This is a genomic window from Sphingopyxis sp. P1IMeth2 (genome assembly GCF_900185685.1).
GTDB classification, from domain to species: Bacteria; Pseudomonadota; Alphaproteobacteria; order Sphingomonadales; family Sphingomonadaceae; genus Sphingopyxis; species Sphingopyxis terrae_A.
Genome location: NZ_FYAT01000017.1, coordinates 48,854 through 63,963, shown reverse-complemented (window position 1 = coordinate 63,963; position 15,110 = coordinate 48,854). Strand labels below are relative to the sequence as shown.

The following is a 15,110-nucleotide window of genomic DNA, read 5'->3' as shown; positions in this document are numbered from 1 at the left end:
GCGTTTCGAGAAGCAAGGGCATGAAAATGGGCGGCAATATTCTACGTTCCGCGGTCGCGGCGGTTATCGGCATTGCGGTCGCCTTCGGCCTGTTGTGGATCGCCCAATATGCGGGCGGCGAATTCGCTCCCGAAGTCTATGACCTCGACACTGGCGAAATCCTGATCCCGCTCGGCGCGACAATTGCGTTGCTCGTCGGCTGGTTCGTTGGCACCTTCGCCGGAAGCTGGCTCGCGATGCGCATTTCGGACGGCACCGGCGCCGGCTGGGTTGTTGCCGGAGCGATTCTGGGCGCAGCCATCTATCGTTCGATCAGCCTGGCTGATGCCTGGTGGGTGATGGCGCTAGGCGTCCTGATCCCGGTTGCCGCCGCCTGGCTCGCCCAGCGCGCGACAGCCGCACCGATCGCCTGAACGTCATTGTAGCGAAAGAGGGCGAGAAGGGTCTTCAAATCGTCATTGCCGGCGCTGCGAACAATCCAGGGCGGTTACGCCCGCTCTGGATTGCCGCGCGGCTTCGCCGCTCGCAATGACGCACCGAAAAATCAGTGGCTTTCCTTGTCCACGGCGGCCTGCACCGCCTTGTAAAAGGCCTCGCGCGCCGCGCCCACGCCTTCGGGGTCGGTTGCGGTCGGCCAGTTGCCGTTCGATGCGATGACGAGCCGTCGTTTGGGGTCGATGAAGATGCCCTGCCCGAAGATGCCCTGCGCGGCGAAGCTGCCGTCATCGTTGGTCCACCATTGATACCCGTAGCCGCGCCCCGGCTGGTCGATCGCGGCCTGCTTGGTCGTCGCGGCGGCGAGCCAGTCGTCGGGCAGAACTTTCTCCCCACCAGCCACGCCGCCGCCGAGAATGAACAGACCGAAGCGGGCATAATCGCGCAGGCTGGCCGATACGCAGCAACCACTGATCTCGTGCCCCGTCGGCCCGAGCATCCAGACGGCGTCCTGATCCATGCCGAACGGCTTCCATATTTTTTCGGACAGATAGGCTGACAGTGTCTTGCCCGTTGCGCTCGACACGAGGACGCCAATCAAATTGGTCTCGCCGGTCTTGTAGACCCATTTCGACCCCGCCGGCGCTTCGCGCGGCAAGGTCTTCATATAGCTGATGGTAATATCCTCACCCGCGATGGGCTTTTGCAGATTGAACTGCGCGACGTCCGATTTGGGATCGGTATAATCCTCGTTCCAGCGCACGCCCGAGGTCATCGTGAGAAGCTGGCGCACGCTGACGTCGTCATAGGCCGAACCGCGAAGTCCGGGGATATATTGCGTCACCTTGTCGTCGAGGCTTTTGATATAGCCGTCCTTGACCGCCGCGCCGACGAGCGTCGAGGTGAAGCTCTTCGCGACCGAAAAGCTCGTCCACCGCCCCGCAGGACCATAGCCGAGAGCATATTTTTCGAGCCGGATCTTGCCGTCCTGAACGATGATCAGCCCCGCATTGCGCTGGCGCGCCATATGCGCGTCGATGTCGACCCCGACATCGATCGGCCGTCCTTCGGGCAGCGGATAGACCGGGCCGCCCGCCGCAATGGTGTGCACGACGACCTTGGGCACCGATTCCATCGTACGGAAAGCAGCGTCGCGTTGATCCTGGCTCCAAAACAGCACATTCTGATCCTTTGGCATGGCGTCGGTGGTCTGTGTCGCGGCGGGCGCGGCAAGGCCGGCCAGCGCCACGGGCAATAGCAAGGCGGCCAATCGTCGTCGCATTCCCCTCTCCCTCTTCTCGATTACAGGCGACTATCCGTCGATCTTTTCCAGCGTGACCTGCGCGACGTCGATCCCGCCGCCGCGAAAGCCGCCTTCGCAATATTGCAGATAATAGCGCCACAGGCGGATGAAGCGTTCGTCAAAGCCCGACGGGAGTTGCCCCGCCGACACCGCCTCGTCGAAACGTTCGCGCCACTGGCGCAGCGTTTCGGCATAGTCGCCGCCGAAGTGACGCACATTGCCCCATGCCAGCCCGCGCGCTTCGGCCAAGGCGCGGAAGCGACTTTCGGAAATCAGGCAACCGCCGGGGAAAATATAGGCCTGAATGAAGTCGCTGCTCGCCGCATAGCGTTCGAACAGCGCGTCGTTGATCGCGATATACTGGATCGCCGCCTTGCCGCCGGGGCGGAGCAGCCGCGCGATCGCGTCGAGATAGGCTGGCCAATAGGCCTGCCCCACCGCCTCGACCATTTCGACGCTCGCAATCGCGTCATAGGGACCCTTGGCGTCGCGATAATCGCAGATTTCGACACGCGAGCGCCCCGAAAGATCGACCGCCTGCAATCGCGCCTCGGCCACCTCCGCCTGCGACGGCGACAGGGTGATACCGGTGTAGAGAACATCGTGGCGCTCGACCGCGCGTTCGGCGAGCGCGCCCCAGCCGCAGCCGATTTCGAGCAGTCGCGTCCCCGACCGCAGGTCGAGCCGGTCGAGGATCGCATCGACCTTGACCTCCTGCGCCTCTTCCAGCGTCATGCTAAGGTCGGTGAACAACGCACTCGAATAATTGAGTCCGCTGTCGAGCCACAGCCGGTAGAAATCATTGCCCAGATCGTAATGCGCCAGAATATTGCGCTTCGAACCGCTGCGGCTGTTGCGGTTGACGATATGGGCGGCGCGATTGATCCAGTGCAGCGGCCCGCGCGAGCGCGCGACATTGCCCAGTGTTTCACCGTTGCGCATGAACAGATCGAACAGCGGGACCGGATCGGGCGAACTCCATTCGCCCAGATCCCAGGCCCGGTACCAGCCGACCGATCCCGACATCGCCAGACGCACCAGCGCCGACCAGCTTTTCAGATGAACGATTGCGGTCGGCCCCTTGCCCCGCCCGCCCAGGATGCGCACGCTGCCGTCGGGCAGATGTCCCTCGAGCGTCCCCTTGCCCAGCCCGGCATCGATGCGGTCGAGCAGGCGATGGAACAGCGCCGACGGCGCGCGACCGACGAGGCGCGCGATGAAACCACCCGACCGAAAAGCCCTGTCGGCGCGAAGAAGCGCTTTGCCGCGACGGGGGCTGACATGGGTGTTCATTAGCATTCCCTGCCGCAAAACCTGCGCCATGACAATCAGTTGTCGTCGGCCTTCATGACGTCATAAGCCGCCAGCGCCCGCGCGCGGGCTTCGCGATGCCCAATGATTTTCGGGGGATAGCTTCGCGGACGGCGGCCGAATTCGTCAGGATCGTGGATTGCGGGCTCGCCAATGTCGGCCAGTTCGGGCACCCATTGGCGGATATAGGCGGCGGCATCGAATTTCTCCGACTGACTGAGCGGCGCCATGATCCGCGGAAACATGTTCGAGTCGACACCCGACCCCGCGACCCACTGCCAATTCACCGCATTGGACGCGTAATCGGCATCGACCAGCGTATCCCAAAACCATTGTTCGCCGCGCCGCCAGTCGATGAGCAGATGCTTGATGAGGAAGCTCGCGGCGATCATCCGGACGCGATTGTGCATCCAGCCGGTTGCCCAGAGCTGCCGCATGCCGGCATCGACGATCGGATAGCCCGTGCGTCCCTGTTGCCAGGCGGCGAAATCGGCGTCGGCCTCCTTGCCGCTCCGCCAGGGCAGCGTGGTATCGAAGGCTTCGCGGGCACTGCGGCCGCCGTAATCGGGATATTGCAAGATCACCGTCTGCGCATAGTCGCGCCACCCGATCTCGGCGAGGAACACATCGACCGATCCCCCCGCGTCTGCGACGGCATGCCAGATCGCGGCGGGCGAAACCTCGCCGAAGTGAAGATGTGGCGACAGGCGCGAACTGCCTTCGATCGCGGGCAGGTTCCGTTGCTCGTCATAACGCGCCGCGATCTCGGCAAAAGCGCCGAGTCGCACCTGCGCGCCCGTTTCGCCCGGCGTCCATTCGCCTTCGAACCCAGTCGCCCAATTGGGCCGGGACGGCAGCAGTCTCCAATCGTCCAGCCGGTCCGACGCGGGCCAGCGGTCGGGCGCATCGAGGCCTTCGGGCGCATCCACGGGCACAGGCGGCGGCATATGATCGCGCAGCGCGCGCCAGAAAGGCGTGTAGATTTTATAGAGACCGCCGCTGCCGGTCTTCACCGAGCCCGGTGGCGCGAGGTAATTGCCGTCGTGACATCTAAGATCGAGGCGCTTCGCGACCGCGCGCTCGGCATTGCGCCACCACGGCTCGTAATGACGGAGGCAATGCACGGCGCCGGCCCCGCCCTCCTCGGCAATCTTCGCCAGTTCGTCCTCGCACTTGCCGCGCCGCAGGATCAACCGCGAACCGCGCGCGCGCAGGCTTTCGTCGAGCCGCGCGAGGCTGTGATGCAGCCACCAGCGCGACGCGCCGCCCATCGCGCGATGCCGCGGCGTTTCGTCGTCAAGAATATAGACGGGAATGACCGGCCCCGATGCCGCCGCAGCGACTAGCGCCGCCTGATCGGCGAGCCGCAGATCGCGGCGAAACCACAGGATCGTCGGCGGTGCCATCAGGGATAGCTGGCGGTATCGGGTGCGGTCACGCGCACCGTAAAGTTGTCGCGCGCCAGCGGCTGCATGTAGCGCTGATCGTGCAGGACGATCGCATCGCCGTCGCGCGTCGCGACCGGCATCCGCGCCCAGAAAAGGAAGGCGCGCGCGGGCGGATCGGACTTCAGCCACGCGCGAAGACGCATGTCGTCCATGCCCGTCGGAACCCCCGGCTCCACCGTGCTCCCCTGCCCCAGCGCGTAGGCGCCGCTGCCATAGCGCCCGCCCCCGCGCCAAAAGATATCGCGCCGCCAGAAGGCGATCGGCGGCGGGCTCGCGACGACCAGCGCGCCGCCTTGTCCGCTCCGGCGCAGCAGGTCGGCCGCCTGCGCCTCGGCCTGCCCCGTCATGACACCGTTGGCGAAGATATAGGCGCAAACGGCGGTGAAACCGATCCAAGCCGGTCGTTGCCAGTCAGGCGCCCCGCGCCGTTCGCGTCGCAGCGACAGCCAGACCGACAGGCCGAGCGCCAGCCATATCCACAGGTCGATGATGAACAGCGTATCGCCATAGAACCAGCGGTGGCTGAACGGTTCGAGCAGTCGCACGCCATAGTTGTTGAGCCAGTCGAGCGCCGGGTGGCTGAGGCACCCGATATAGGCGAGCGCGAGCAACCAGCCGCGATGCAAGGGCGGCCTTGTAGCGGGCCGCGTTCCCCGCCGCGTCTGCCAGCGGTCGAAGGCGATCATCGCCGTCCAGAGCAGGACCGGCAGCAAAAGCAGTGCGATCGGCCCATGGGTGATCCCGCGGCGCATCGCGAGCGATTCGACGCCATAAAAGGCGCAGCTTGCATCGATGTCGGGCAGGTTCGCGGCGAGGATCAGCGTCGGCATCGCCAGCGCGGTCTTTTTCTTGAGCCCCATTTGCCCAAGAGCCGCGCCGACGAGGCTGTGGGTCAGATTGTCCATGCGCCCTTATAAAGCCGACGCGCGCATCGACCGCAAGCGATCAGAGATCGGGCCCGCCTTCGCTGACCGTCCAGGTCTGCCCTTTCTTGAGCAGGCTCTGCAGATCGGCCTTCTTGCCCTCGGCCGCCGCCTTGTTCTGGCGCCATACGTCGGCTTCGAAAGTCGGACGCGGATCGTCGTAGAGGACACCGAGCGCCATCGGGAATTCGCCGAAGCGCATTTCCACGAGCATGTGCGCGACGCTGCGGTTGGTGACGTCGTGGACGATCACGCCCGCTGCCTGCCAGTCGCCATCGACGACATCGACGACCTTAAGCGTCAGCGCCTCCTGATCGAGCGCGATGCCCTTCGCGCCCTTGGCAAACAGCATCGGTTCCCCGTTCTGGAGCCAGAGTTGGCGGTCTTCAGCACCCTTCGGCGCGGCGAAATCCTGGAACACGTCCTTGTTATAGACGATGCAGTTCTGGAAGATTTCGATAAAGGCCGCGCCCTTGTGCGCATGGGCCGCTTTCAGAACATTCGGCAGTTCCTTCGATACATCGAAGCCGCGCGCAACGAAGCGGGCGCCCGCGCCGAGTGCGAAGGCGCAGGGCTGCGCCGGGCGGTCGACCGAGCCGAACGGGGTCGACGGGCTGTTGGTGCCGACGCGGCTGGTGGGCGAATATTGGCCCTTGGTCAGCCCGTAAATCTCGTTGTTGAACAGCATGATCTGGCAATCGAGGTTGCGCCGGATGAGGTGCATCGTGTGATTGCCGCCGATCGACAGACCATCGCCGTCGCCGGTGACGATCCACACGTCGAGTTCGGGATTGGCAAGCTTCAGCCCCGTCGCGAACGCCGGCGCACGGCCGTGGATCGTATGGAAGCCATAGCTTTCGACATAATAGGGAAAGCGCGACGAGCAGCCGATCCCGCTGATGAACACGGTGCTTTCGGGCACCGCGCCGATTTCGGGCAGGGTGCGCTGCACCGCCTTCAGGATCGCATAGTCGCCGCAGCCGGGGCACCAGCGCACTTCCTGATCGGTTTCCCAATCCCTGAGCGTCGTCGTGCGGGCGATGGTCGTCATCTCGTTCACTGGAGCGCCTCCTCGATGGCAGCTTCGATTTCGGCAATCCGGAAGGGCTGGCCCGACACCTTGTTGAGCGGCTTGGCATCGACCAGATACTGGTCGCGCAGCACCGTCTTGAGCTGGCCCGTGTTCATTTCGGGCACGATCACCTTGTCATAGCTTTTGAGCAATTCGCCCAGATTGGCGGGGAGCGGCCAGATATGGCGCAGGTGAATCTGGCTGACGTCCTTCCCTTCGGCGCGCTTGCGGCGCACCGCCTGATGGATCGGGCCATAGGTCGATCCCCAGCCGACGATGGCAAGCTTGCCGCCTTCGGCGCCGAGTTCGACGATCTGGTCGGGAACCTTGACCCCGTCGATCTTCGCCTTGCGAATGTCGGTCATCGCCTGGTGATTTTCGGGCGCATAATTGATGTGACCGGTGTCGATCTCTTTCTCGATCCCGCCGATCCGGTGCAGCAGGTCGGGCGTACCCGGCTTCACCCAGGGGCGCGCGAGCTTTTCGTCGCGGCCATAGGGCTTGAAGCCGCCTTCGGGTACCTGGGTCAGAAATTCGACCGGGAAGGCTTCATAGGCGGTCAGGTCGGGGACTTTCCACGGCTCGGCCGCGTTGGCGATATAGCCGTCGGTCAGCAACATCACCGGCGTCATATATTGGACCGCGATCCGGCACGCCTCGATCGCGCATTCGAACGCGTCACCAGGCGAGCGCGCGGCGATCACCGGCATCGGCGCATCGCCGTTGCGGCCATAGACAGCCTGATAGAGATCCGACTGTTCGGTCTTGGTCGGCAGGCCCGTCGACGGGCCGCCACGCTGCGAATTGACGATGACGAGCGGCAGTTCGGTCATGATCGCGAGGCCCATTGCCTCGCCCTTCAGCGCGATGCCCGGACCCGACGAGCTAGTGACGCCCAGCGACCCTGCGTAGCTCGCACCGATCGCCGAACAGATTGCGGCGATTTCATCCTCGGCCTGGAAGGTCGTGACGTCATATTCCTTGAGCCGCGACAGATGGTGGAGGATCGCCGATGCGGGTGTGATCGGATAACCGCCGAAGAACATCGGCAGATGCGCAAGCTGCGCCCCGGCGACAAGACCGAGCGCGATGCCCTCGGCGCCGGTCAGCGTGCGATAGAGGCCGGGTTCGGCGGGCGCCGGCGCGACATGATGCTGCTTGAGCGGTCCCGCGAGTTCGGCGGTTTCGCCATAGGCATGGCCCGCATTAAGCGCCGCGATATTCGCTTCGGCAAGATTGGGATCCTTGGCGAATTTCGCCTTCAGCCACTCGGTCAGCGGCTGGCGGTCGCGGTCGAACATCCACAGCGCAAGGCCGAGCGTCCACATATTCTTGCAGCGCAGCGCTTCCTTGTTGCCGAGCCCGAACGGCTTGACGGCATCCATCGTCGCCTGACTGATGTTGAGCTTCAGCAGCTGCCATTTCGCAAGGCTGCCATCCTCGAGCGGATTGGCGTCATATTTCGCCTTGGCGAGATTGCGGTCGTTGAATTCGCCTTCGTCGGCGATGATCAGGCCGCCCAGCTTGAGCACGCCGACATTGGTCTTGAGCGCCGCGGGGTTCATCGCGACGAGCACGTCGGGGGCGTCGCCCGCGGTCGTGATCTCGCTCGACCCGAAATTGATCTGGAACGCCGAAACACCGAACAACGTCCCCTGCGGCGCTCGGATTTCGGCCGGAAAATCGGGGAAAGTCGCCAGGTCATTGCCCGCGAGCGCGGTCGAAAGCGTGAACTGACCACCGGTAAGCTGCATCCCGTCGCCGCTGTCGCCTGCGAAACGAACCACCACTGCGTCGGAACGGGGGGACTGCCGATCTTCGGCCCGGTCCTCGACCACTGTCGCCATTTTCTGTTCTGCCTTTAGAGTCCTGCGAATTACCGGAATGGGCCTAGGCCCGTCTTTCGTCGCCCGCAATTCAGAAAAATTTGTGCGCTGCAAAGCGGATCGGCGCGCGCCTGCCGTAATCAGTTTCCAATTGCCATTGAATTATGCCGCCCGATGGCGAATAGCAGCGGCAACAACATAGCAAGGGATTTGACGGATGACCGACGGCACGACTCCTTATGTTCGCCCCGATGTGGCGGCCTTTCTCGCTTTCCTCAATGCCCAGGAAGGCCCCAAGATGGAAGAGATGCCGCCCGAGGCGGGGCGCGAAATGATGCGCGTTATGGGGCAGATGGCCGACGTGCCGCGCGGCGCAATCGCCAAGATCGAGGATCGCACCATTCCCGGACCCGCCGGCGAGATCCCGATCCGCATCTATGACAACCGTCCCGATCGCGAGCCCGGACCGGTCATGGTCTTCTACCATGGCGGCGGCTGGGTGATCGGCGATCTCGACACGCACGATCCCTATTGTGCCGAAGCGGCACGCCAGCTCGACATGCCGGTGATTGCCGTCGACTATCGCCTCGCGCCCGAACACCCCTTCCCGGCGGCGCCCGAGGATTGCGAGGCGGCGACGCGCTGGGTTGCGGACAATATCCCATGCACCGGGCTGGTCCTGTCGGGCGACAGCGCGGGCGGCAATCTGACCATCGCGACCGCGCTCGCGCTGCGCGATGCGCCAGCCGCGAAGCCCGTGGTCGCGATCCATCCGATCTATCCGGCGGTCACGACGCATCAGGATTGGCAAAGCTACCGCGATTTCAAGGATGGCTATCTGCTCACCGAAGGCGGCATGACCTGGTTCGGCGATCATTATGCCGCCGACCCTGCCGATCGCCGCGCGTCGCCGATCGATTTCGACGCCGCCGGCCTGCCCCCGACCCTGCTCGTCACCGCGGGACTCGATCCGCTGCGCGATCAGGGCCGCGCCTATGCCGGCAAGCTGATCGCCGCTGGCGTGCCGACCACCTATCGTGAAGCTGCAGGCAATATCCACGGCTATATCTGTCTGGCGCAGGGCATTCCGAGTGCCAAGGACGACATCCGCGGCAATCTGACGGTCCTCAAGGCGATCGTCGCCGAAGCGACCGCATGATCGACCCCAGCGCCCTTCCCTATCGCCCCTGCGCCGGGGTGATGCTCGCCAATCGCCATGGCCTCGTCTTCGTCGGCCAGCGACTCGATTCGGCCGAGGACGCGTGGCAGATGCCGCAAGGCGGCATCGATCCCGGCGAGGATGCCGAAGATGCCGCAATCCGCGAACTCAGCGAGGAAACCGGCGTCCATGCCGGGCTGGTCGATATCATCGCGCGCAGCAAGACCGAGCATTTCTACGATCTGCCCGACCATCTGATGGGCAGGATGTGGGGCGGGAAATATCGCGGTCAGCGCCAGTCGTGGTTTTTGATGCGCTTTATGGGCGAGGATAGCGATGTCGATATCGCGACCCGGCATCAGGAGTTTCGCGCCTGGCGCTGGGCCGAACTCGACGAACTCGAACGGCTGATCGTCCCGTTCAAGCGCCAGCTTTACCGCGCCGTCGTCGACGAATTCCGCCCGCTGGTCTGATCGCGCAGCGCGACGGCGGTGCGAAAGACGTCGGCGAACATCGCCGGCGTCAGTCGCCCGGTGTTCGTGTTGTAACGCGAGCAATGATAGCTATCGACCAGATGACGCCCGTCGGGCAGGCGATGCACCGCGCCATGCGCGAAACGATAGGCGGCGAGCCGCCCGCCCACAGCGCGAACCGCCGCGTCATGCGCGATCCGACCGAGCGCGATCAGCACTGTGACCCGCGGCAAAGCCGCGAGCTGGGCCTCAAAATAGGGGCGGCAGGCAGCAATTTCGGTGGGCGTCGGCTTGTTCTGCGGCGGCAGGCATTTGACGCTGTTGACGATTATCGTTCCGTCCAGGCGCAGCCCGTCGTCGATCCGCCCGTCATAGACGCCGCGGCTGAGCCCGAAGGCGGCGAGCGTTTCGAACAACAGGTCGCCCGCATAATCGCCGGTAAACGGCCGCCCGGTGCGGTTGGCGCCGTGCTTTCCCGGCGCGAGCCCGGCGATGGCGAGCCACGCATCGGGGTCGCCGAATGCATAGACGGGCGCGTTCCACCAATCGGGATGCTCGGCGCGACAGGCGGCGCGCAAGCCGGCGAGTCGCGGGCAGCGCAGGCAATCGCGCGGCGGCTCGGTGGCGGGCAAAGGACTGTCAATCTTCACCCCGCTGCGATAGGCGCATGGGCATGACCAGCGCAACGCCCCTCCCCCTCTATGCCATCGGCCTTGGTTCGAACCGCCGCCACGTCCGCTTCGGCGATCCGCGGCGCGTGTTGCTCGCCGCGCTTGCCGCGCTCGAAAGCGACGAAATCGAACCCGTCGATGCGAGCCCGATCGTCGCCAGCGCGCCGCTCGGTCCATCGCGCCGCCGCTACGCCAATGCCGTCGCGCTCGTCGCCTCGCCGCTCAGCCCGCCCGAGATGCTCGATCGGCTGAAAGCCATCGAAGCAGCTTTCGGACGGCGGCGCGGCCAGCGCTGGGGCGCTCGCACGCTCGACCTCGACATATTGCTGTGGTCGGAGGGCGGATGGAGCGATGCGGCGCTCACCGTGCCGCACGAGGCAATGACCGTGCGCGATTTCGTGCTTGGCCCGCTCCGCATGATCGCACCCGCCTGGCGCCATCCACTCAGCGGCCAAAGCGTCCGGCAACTCGCCGCGCGTCTTTCGCGGGCAAAGCCGGTTGACCACGGCGCTTCGGCGCACTAGGGCGACGGCTCGCTTTCGCACACCGCCCCCCGGCGGTCCGCGATGGGCCCTTAGCTCAGTCGGTAGAGCAACTGACTTTTAATCAGTAGGTCGCTGGTTCGAACCCAGCAGGGCTCACCATAACCGCCGGAATCGCCGCTTTACCTCAGGCGAAGTGCAGCTTGCGATATTTGCCGCGAAAGTAGAGCAAGGGATCGCGGCGCGGTTCGAAAATCGCCTTCAGGACGCGGCCGACAAGAATGAAATGATCGCCGCCCGGATGCACCGCCTCGCGCGCGCATTCGAAACTGCTGAGCGATCCCGACAGCACCGGCGTACCGAATTCGCCGATCTCCCATCCGGTTGCGGCGAAGCGATCCTCGCCCTTGCCCGCGAAGCGGTTGGAGGTCGGCTGTTGGCCGATCTGGAGCACATTGACCGCGAAATGCTTGACCTCGCGCAGCACTGCCGCGCTGCCGGCGTTGTTCGCGATACAAACGAGGAGGAGCGGCGGGTCGAGCGATACCGAGGTGAAGCTGTTGGCGGTGAGGCCGATCGGCTGGCCCGCCGCATCGATAGCGGTGACCACGGTAACGCCGGTCGCGAAGCAGCCGAGTGCGTCGCGAAAGGTCCGCGCGTCGGACCCAGCGCGATATTCCGGCCACCCGCGCGGCGCGCGGCGCTCAAGAAAGTCGATCAGATGCGCGCCAAGCGCGTCGATCCGGTCTTCGGTGACGACCAGCGCGGCATCCTCCACCTCGACCAGTTCGCCGTCGGGAAGCTGGCCGACGAACGCCGCCGCCGAGGCGCGCGAGACGAGTTCGCTCATCGCGCCGCGGACATAGAGCGTCGGCAGGGCTATATTGGGGGCGATCCCCGAAAGCCGCTCGGTCACGGTAGCGGCGTCGAAGGCTTCGAACAGCCGGGCGTCCCACGCAGCCTGACCAGGCGCCCGGTTGGCCGCTTCGCGCAGGCGGTCGCCGATGCGCTGCGCCATCGTTACATCGTCGCTGACCGGCAGGTCGACGAGCACCAGCCCCGAGGCGAGCACTGCCGCGTCGCGTTCGAGCGCGGCGGCGGCGATCCATCCGCCCAGGGTCGAGGCGACAACGACCGGCCGCGTGCCGAGCTGTGCCAGCACCGCGCGCAGATCGCCGACCAACGCATCGAAATCATAGCGCCCGTCCTCGGGCCACTCGCTACCGCCATGACCCCGAAGGTCTAGGCTGATGACGCGGCGGCCGGCCTGTTCGAGCGCGTCGGCGACATTCGACCAGATCGCGCGCGTCTGACCCGCACCGTGGAGCAGCAGCACCGCCGGATCATTGTCCGATCCGATAACGTCGGCTTCGAGGCGGATTCCCGCGAAGCCCTGATAATGAACGATGCTCATGCCGTGAAAATCTCTTTCGTCCGGTGCCGCGGCGGCGACCGGTCGGGCATGATTATTTTCGCTTGTTGATGCAAGTCAAAGTCGGGGAACCGCGCCATTGCCAAAAGCGGATGGCGGGTTCTGGTGATCGAACCTGCGTTCATGGCAACCCTGCACCAGTTGCCACCCAGATCACCTCCCCCAACTGCCCTGCCGGCGTCCCACCGGCGGGGCATTTCTTTGGGAAGGCCGTTCAGGCTCGAAACCCGGCCAGTCGCTGATCGAGGACAGCCTCCGCCTCGGCAATGATACGGTCGATCAATTCCTGGCAGCTCGGAATATCATGGATAAGGCCCTGGACCATCCCGGCCCAGAATACCCCCTTCGTCAGATCTCCCGTTTCGAGGAGTTCGCGGCCGGCCTTGCCGTTGACCAGTTCGGCGACGTCGGCAAAGGTCGCATCGGGCTGCGCAAGGCGGCGCACCACCTCCTCCGACACGGCTCTCTTGCCGACGCGCGCGGTGTTCTTGAGGCTGCGGAAGATCAGGAAGCTGCCGCGCTCGTCATTATCGACATAGGCCTGCTTCACATTGTCGTGGATCGGCGCTTCCTTGGTCGCGCAGAAGCGCGTCCCCATGTTGATGCCTTCGGCACCGAGCGACAGCGCTGCGACCAGCCCGCGACCGTCGCCGAAGCCGCCCGACGCCAGCATCGGGATCTTCACCTTGTCGGCGGCGGCCGGGATCAGGATCAGCCCCGGAATATCGTCCTCGCCGGGATGGCCTGCACATTCGAAGCCGTCGATCGAGATGATATCGCAGCCCGCCTTTTCGGCCGACAGCGCATGACGCACGGCGGTGCATTTGTGCAGGATGGTGACGCCATGGGGCTTGAGCATTTCCCAAATCTCGCGCACCGCCTGGGTGCCCGCCGTTTCGACGATCTTGACGCCGCCGTCGATGATCGCCTGCGCATAGGCCTTGTAATCGGGCGCGTTGATCGTCGGGAACACGGTCATGTTCACGCCAAAGGGTTTGGCGGTCATCGACCGGCAGCGTTCGATTTCCTCACGCAGTGCATCGGGGCTCGGCTGGGTCAGCGCGGTGATGATGCCGAGGCCGCCGGCGTTCGACACAGCGCTCGCCAGTTCGGCATAGCCGACGCTCTGCATGCCGCCCTGCACGATCGGATGCTCGATACCCAGCATTTCGGTGATGCGCGTCTTGAAAGCCATGGTCCATCCTTCCCTTCTGTCTCTGCCGTTACGGCACCGTTGCTTCTCCCTTGAATTAACTTGACGCTTACGTCAACGTCGGGTTGAGAGACGATATAGTTAGACAGCGAAGGGAATCGGAATGGCGGCGACGCACCAAGGCATATCGGATCGGGCGCTGGCGATAGCAGCCAAGGTCGAGGCCTTCGTCCGCGAGACGGTGGTCCCCTATGAGAAAGACCCGCGCCGCGACCATCATGGCGCACCGACCGACGAGCTGGTGATGGAAATGCGTGAGCATGCGCGGGCCGCGGGCGTGCTGACGCCGCACATCCTGTCCGATGGCAGCCACCTCAATCAGCGCGAGACGGCGGTCGTCCTCATCAAGTCGGGGCTTTCGCCGCTCGGTCCGCTCGCGTGCAACACGATGGCGCCCGACGAAGGCAATATGTATCTGCTCGGCAAGGAAGGCAGCCCCGAGCTCAAGGAACGGTTCCTCAAGCCGATGGTCGAGGGCCGCGTCCGATCGGCCTTTTTCATGACCGAACCCGCCGAAGAAGGCGGTGCGGGGTCCGATCCGTCGATGATGAAAACGACCTGCCGCCCCGACGGCAATCATTGGGTTGTGAACGGCCGCAAGACCTTCATCACCGGCGCGGAAGGCGCGCGCGTCGGCATCGTCATGGCGAAGGCCGAAGAAGGCGCATGCATGTTCCTCGTCGACCTGCCCGATCCGGCGATCCGCATCGACGAGATTCCGAACACGATCGACAGTTCGATGCCTGGCGGGCACGCGACGCTGACCATCGACAATCTGCGCATCCCCGCCGACCAGATGCTGGGCGCGGCGGGCGAAGGATTTCGCTACGCGCAGGTCCGCCTGTCCCCCGCCCGGCTGTCGCACTGCATGCGCTGGCTCGGCTGCTGCATTCGCGCGCACGAAATCGCGACCGACTATGCCAACCGGCGTGAAGCCTTTGGCAAGCCGCTGATCGAGCATGAAGGCGTCGGCTTCATGCTCGCCGAGAATATGATCGATCTGAAGCAGGCCGAACTGATGATCGACTGGTGCGCCGGCGTTCTCGACACCGGATCGCTCGGCACCGTCGAAAGCTCGATGGCAAAGGTTGCGGTCTCCGAAGCCCTGATGCGGATCGCCGACCGCTGCGTTCAGGTGATGGGCGGGACCGGCGTCACCGATCGCACGATCGTCGAGCAGGTGTTCCGCGAAGTGCGCGCGTTCCGCATCTACGACGGTCCGACCGAGGTGCACAAATGGAGCCTTGCCAAGAAGATCCGCCGCGACTGGAAGGCCGGACGCACCTGATGCCCCTGTCAGTTGCACTTTGCCGCCCGATCCTCCAGCCGTAGCGTCAAAACGACTTGACGTTTACGTTAACG

The 15,110-nt window shown here is 64.7% G+C and carries 14 protein-coding genes and 1 tRNA gene; 6 read left to right on the top strand and 9 right to left on the bottom strand.

All coding sequences use genetic code 11. The features are described 5' to 3' along the window. Positions 1 to 26: 26 nt before the first annotated feature. On the top strand, positions 27 to 413 hold the full coding sequence (locus P1IM2_RS17055; protein WP_260834184.1) for a hypothetical protein: 387 nt from the start codon (positions 27 to 29) through the stop codon (positions 411 to 413). Positions 414 to 544: 131 nt separating this feature from the next. On the opposite strand, the gene P1IM2_RS17050 is transcribed toward P1IM2_RS17055, so the two are convergent. Genes P1IM2_RS17050 through P1IM2_RS17025 form a run of 6 tightly spaced genes read right to left on the bottom strand, consistent with a single transcriptional unit; the run spans position 545 to position 8,339 of the window. After that, entirely contained in the window at positions 545 to 1,717 is a 1,173-nt protein-coding gene (locus tag P1IM2_RS17050; RefSeq protein ID WP_186403230.1) for a serine hydrolase, read from the bottom strand. 30 nt (positions 1,718 to 1,747) lie between these two features. Further along, the gene (locus P1IM2_RS17045) at positions 1,748 to 3,031 is read right to left on the bottom strand and encodes an SAM-dependent methyltransferase (RefSeq protein WP_186403229.1); all 1,284 of its coding nucleotides are present in this window, start codon (positions 3,029 to 3,031) and stop codon (positions 1,748 to 1,750) included. A gap of 35 nt (positions 3,032 to 3,066) precedes the next feature. Beyond that, a complete protein-coding gene (locus tag P1IM2_RS17040; RefSeq protein ID WP_186403228.1) occupies positions 3,067 to 4,455 on the bottom strand; it encodes a deoxyribodipyrimidine photo-lyase in 1,389 nt (462 codons plus the stop codon). After that, positions 4,455 to 5,402 (bottom strand): metal-dependent hydrolase, encoded by a 948-nt coding sequence (locus P1IM2_RS17035; protein ID WP_186403227.1) that lies wholly within the window; start codon positions 5,400 to 5,402, stop codon positions 4,455 to 4,457. The genes P1IM2_RS17040 and P1IM2_RS17035 overlap by 1 nt, the downstream gene beginning before the upstream one ends. A gap of 40 nt (positions 5,403 to 5,442) precedes the next feature. After that, positions 5,443 to 6,480, bottom strand: a complete 1,038-nt coding sequence (locus P1IM2_RS17030) for a 2-oxoacid:ferredoxin oxidoreductase subunit beta (protein WP_186403226.1) — start codon at positions 6,478 to 6,480, stop codon at positions 5,443 to 5,445. Next, entirely contained in the window at positions 6,477 to 8,339 is a 1,863-nt protein-coding gene (locus tag P1IM2_RS17025; protein ID WP_186403225.1) for a 2-oxoacid:acceptor oxidoreductase subunit alpha, read from the bottom strand. The genes P1IM2_RS17030 and P1IM2_RS17025 overlap by 4 nt, the downstream gene beginning before the upstream one ends. A gap of 196 nt (positions 8,340 to 8,535) precedes the next feature. On the opposite strand from P1IM2_RS17025, the gene P1IM2_RS17020 reads away from it, so the two are divergent. Together P1IM2_RS17020 and P1IM2_RS17015 are read left to right on the top strand one after the other, a co-directional pair. Continuing rightward, entirely contained in the window at positions 8,536 to 9,477 is a 942-nt protein-coding gene (locus tag P1IM2_RS17020; protein ID WP_186403224.1) for an alpha/beta hydrolase, read from the top strand. Continuing rightward, positions 9,474 to 9,950, top strand: a complete 477-nt coding sequence (locus P1IM2_RS17015) for an RNA pyrophosphohydrolase (RefSeq protein WP_186403223.1) — start codon at positions 9,474 to 9,476, stop codon at positions 9,948 to 9,950. Before P1IM2_RS17020 ends, P1IM2_RS17015 begins: the two co-directional genes overlap by 4 nt. Here the strand turns inward: P1IM2_RS17015 and P1IM2_RS17010 are convergent. Continuing rightward, a complete protein-coding gene (locus P1IM2_RS17010; RefSeq protein ID WP_186403222.1) occupies positions 9,911 to 10,600 on the bottom strand; it encodes a uracil-DNA glycosylase in 690 nt (229 codons plus the stop codon). The two genes, P1IM2_RS17015 and P1IM2_RS17010, sit on opposite strands and share 40 nt — an antisense overlap. Before the next feature lie 17 nt (positions 10,601 to 10,617). Between P1IM2_RS17010 and folK the strand changes: the two genes are divergently transcribed. Both folK and P1IM2_RS17000 read left to right on the top strand, forming a co-directional pair. Continuing rightward, positions 10,618 to 11,145, top strand: a complete 528-nt coding sequence (gene folK / locus P1IM2_RS17005; protein WP_409574545.1) for a 2-amino-4-hydroxy-6-hydroxymethyldihydropteridine diphosphokinase — start codon at positions 10,618 to 10,620, stop codon at positions 11,143 to 11,145. A gap of 44 nt (positions 11,146 to 11,189) precedes the next feature. Continuing rightward, positions 11,190 to 11,265 (top strand) — tRNA-Lys (locus tag P1IM2_RS17000). Positions 11,266 to 11,290: 25 nt separating this feature from the next. Here the strand turns inward: P1IM2_RS17000 and P1IM2_RS16995 are convergent. Continuing rightward, positions 11,291 to 12,517, bottom strand: a complete 1,227-nt coding sequence (locus P1IM2_RS16995) for an alpha/beta fold hydrolase (protein WP_186403220.1) — start codon at positions 12,515 to 12,517, stop codon at positions 11,291 to 11,293. Between the two features lie 232 nt (positions 12,518 to 12,749). After that, on the bottom strand, positions 12,750 to 13,730 hold the full coding sequence (locus P1IM2_RS16990) for a nitronate monooxygenase family protein (protein ID WP_186403219.1): 981 nt from the start codon (positions 13,728 to 13,730) through the stop codon (positions 12,750 to 12,752). Between the two features lie 121 nt (positions 13,731 to 13,851). On the opposite strand from P1IM2_RS16990, the gene P1IM2_RS16985 reads away from it, so the two are divergent. Beyond that, positions 13,852 to 15,036: an acyl-CoA dehydrogenase family protein gene (locus P1IM2_RS16985; protein ID WP_186403218.1), complete on the top strand. Its 1,185-nt coding sequence runs from the start codon at positions 13,852 to 13,854 to the stop codon at positions 15,034 to 15,036. The last annotated feature ends 74 nt before the right edge of the window (positions 15,037 to 15,110 follow it).

What these genes read in the sequence shown, in the direction of transcription:
- folK (WP_409574545.1), top strand. Translation starts at nt 10,618, where the DNA reads ATGGGCATGACCAGCGCAACGCCCCTCCCCCTCTATGCCATCGGCCTT.
- P1IM2_RS17035 (WP_186403227.1), bottom strand. Translation starts at nt 5,402, where the DNA reads ATGGACAATCTGACCCACAGCCTCGTCGGCGCGGCTCTTGGGCAAATG.
- P1IM2_RS17050 (WP_186403230.1), bottom strand. Translation starts at nt 1,717, where the DNA reads ATGCGACGACGATTGGCCGCCTTGCTATTGCCCGTGGCGCTGGCCGGC.
- P1IM2_RS17055 (WP_260834184.1), top strand. Translation starts at nt 27, where the DNA reads ATGGGCGGCAATATTCTACGTTCCGCGGTCGCGGCGGTTATCGGCATT.
- P1IM2_RS17025 (WP_186403225.1), bottom strand. Translation starts at nt 8,339, where the DNA reads ATGGCGACAGTGGTCGAGGACCGGGCCGAAGATCGGCAGTCCCCCCGT.
- P1IM2_RS16995 (WP_186403220.1), bottom strand. Translation starts at nt 12,517, where the DNA reads ATGAGCATCGTTCATTATCAGGGCTTCGCGGGAATCCGCCTCGAAGCC.
- P1IM2_RS17020 (WP_186403224.1), top strand. Translation starts at nt 8,536, where the DNA reads ATGACCGACGGCACGACTCCTTATGTTCGCCCCGATGTGGCGGCCTTT.
- P1IM2_RS17045 (WP_186403229.1), bottom strand. Translation starts at nt 3,031, where the DNA reads ATGAACACCCATGTCAGCCCCCGTCGCGGCAAAGCGCTTCTTCGCGCC.
- P1IM2_RS16990 (WP_186403219.1), bottom strand. Translation starts at nt 13,730, where the DNA reads ATGGCTTTCAAGACGCGCATCACCGAAATGCTGGGTATCGAGCATCCG.
- P1IM2_RS17015 (WP_186403223.1), top strand. Translation starts at nt 9,474, where the DNA reads ATGATCGACCCCAGCGCCCTTCCCTATCGCCCCTGCGCCGGGGTGATG.
- P1IM2_RS17040 (WP_186403228.1), bottom strand. Translation starts at nt 4,455, where the DNA reads ATGGCACCGCCGACGATCCTGTGGTTTCGCCGCGATCTGCGGCTCGCC.
- P1IM2_RS16985 (WP_186403218.1), top strand. Translation starts at nt 13,852, where the DNA reads ATGGCGGCGACGCACCAAGGCATATCGGATCGGGCGCTGGCGATAGCA.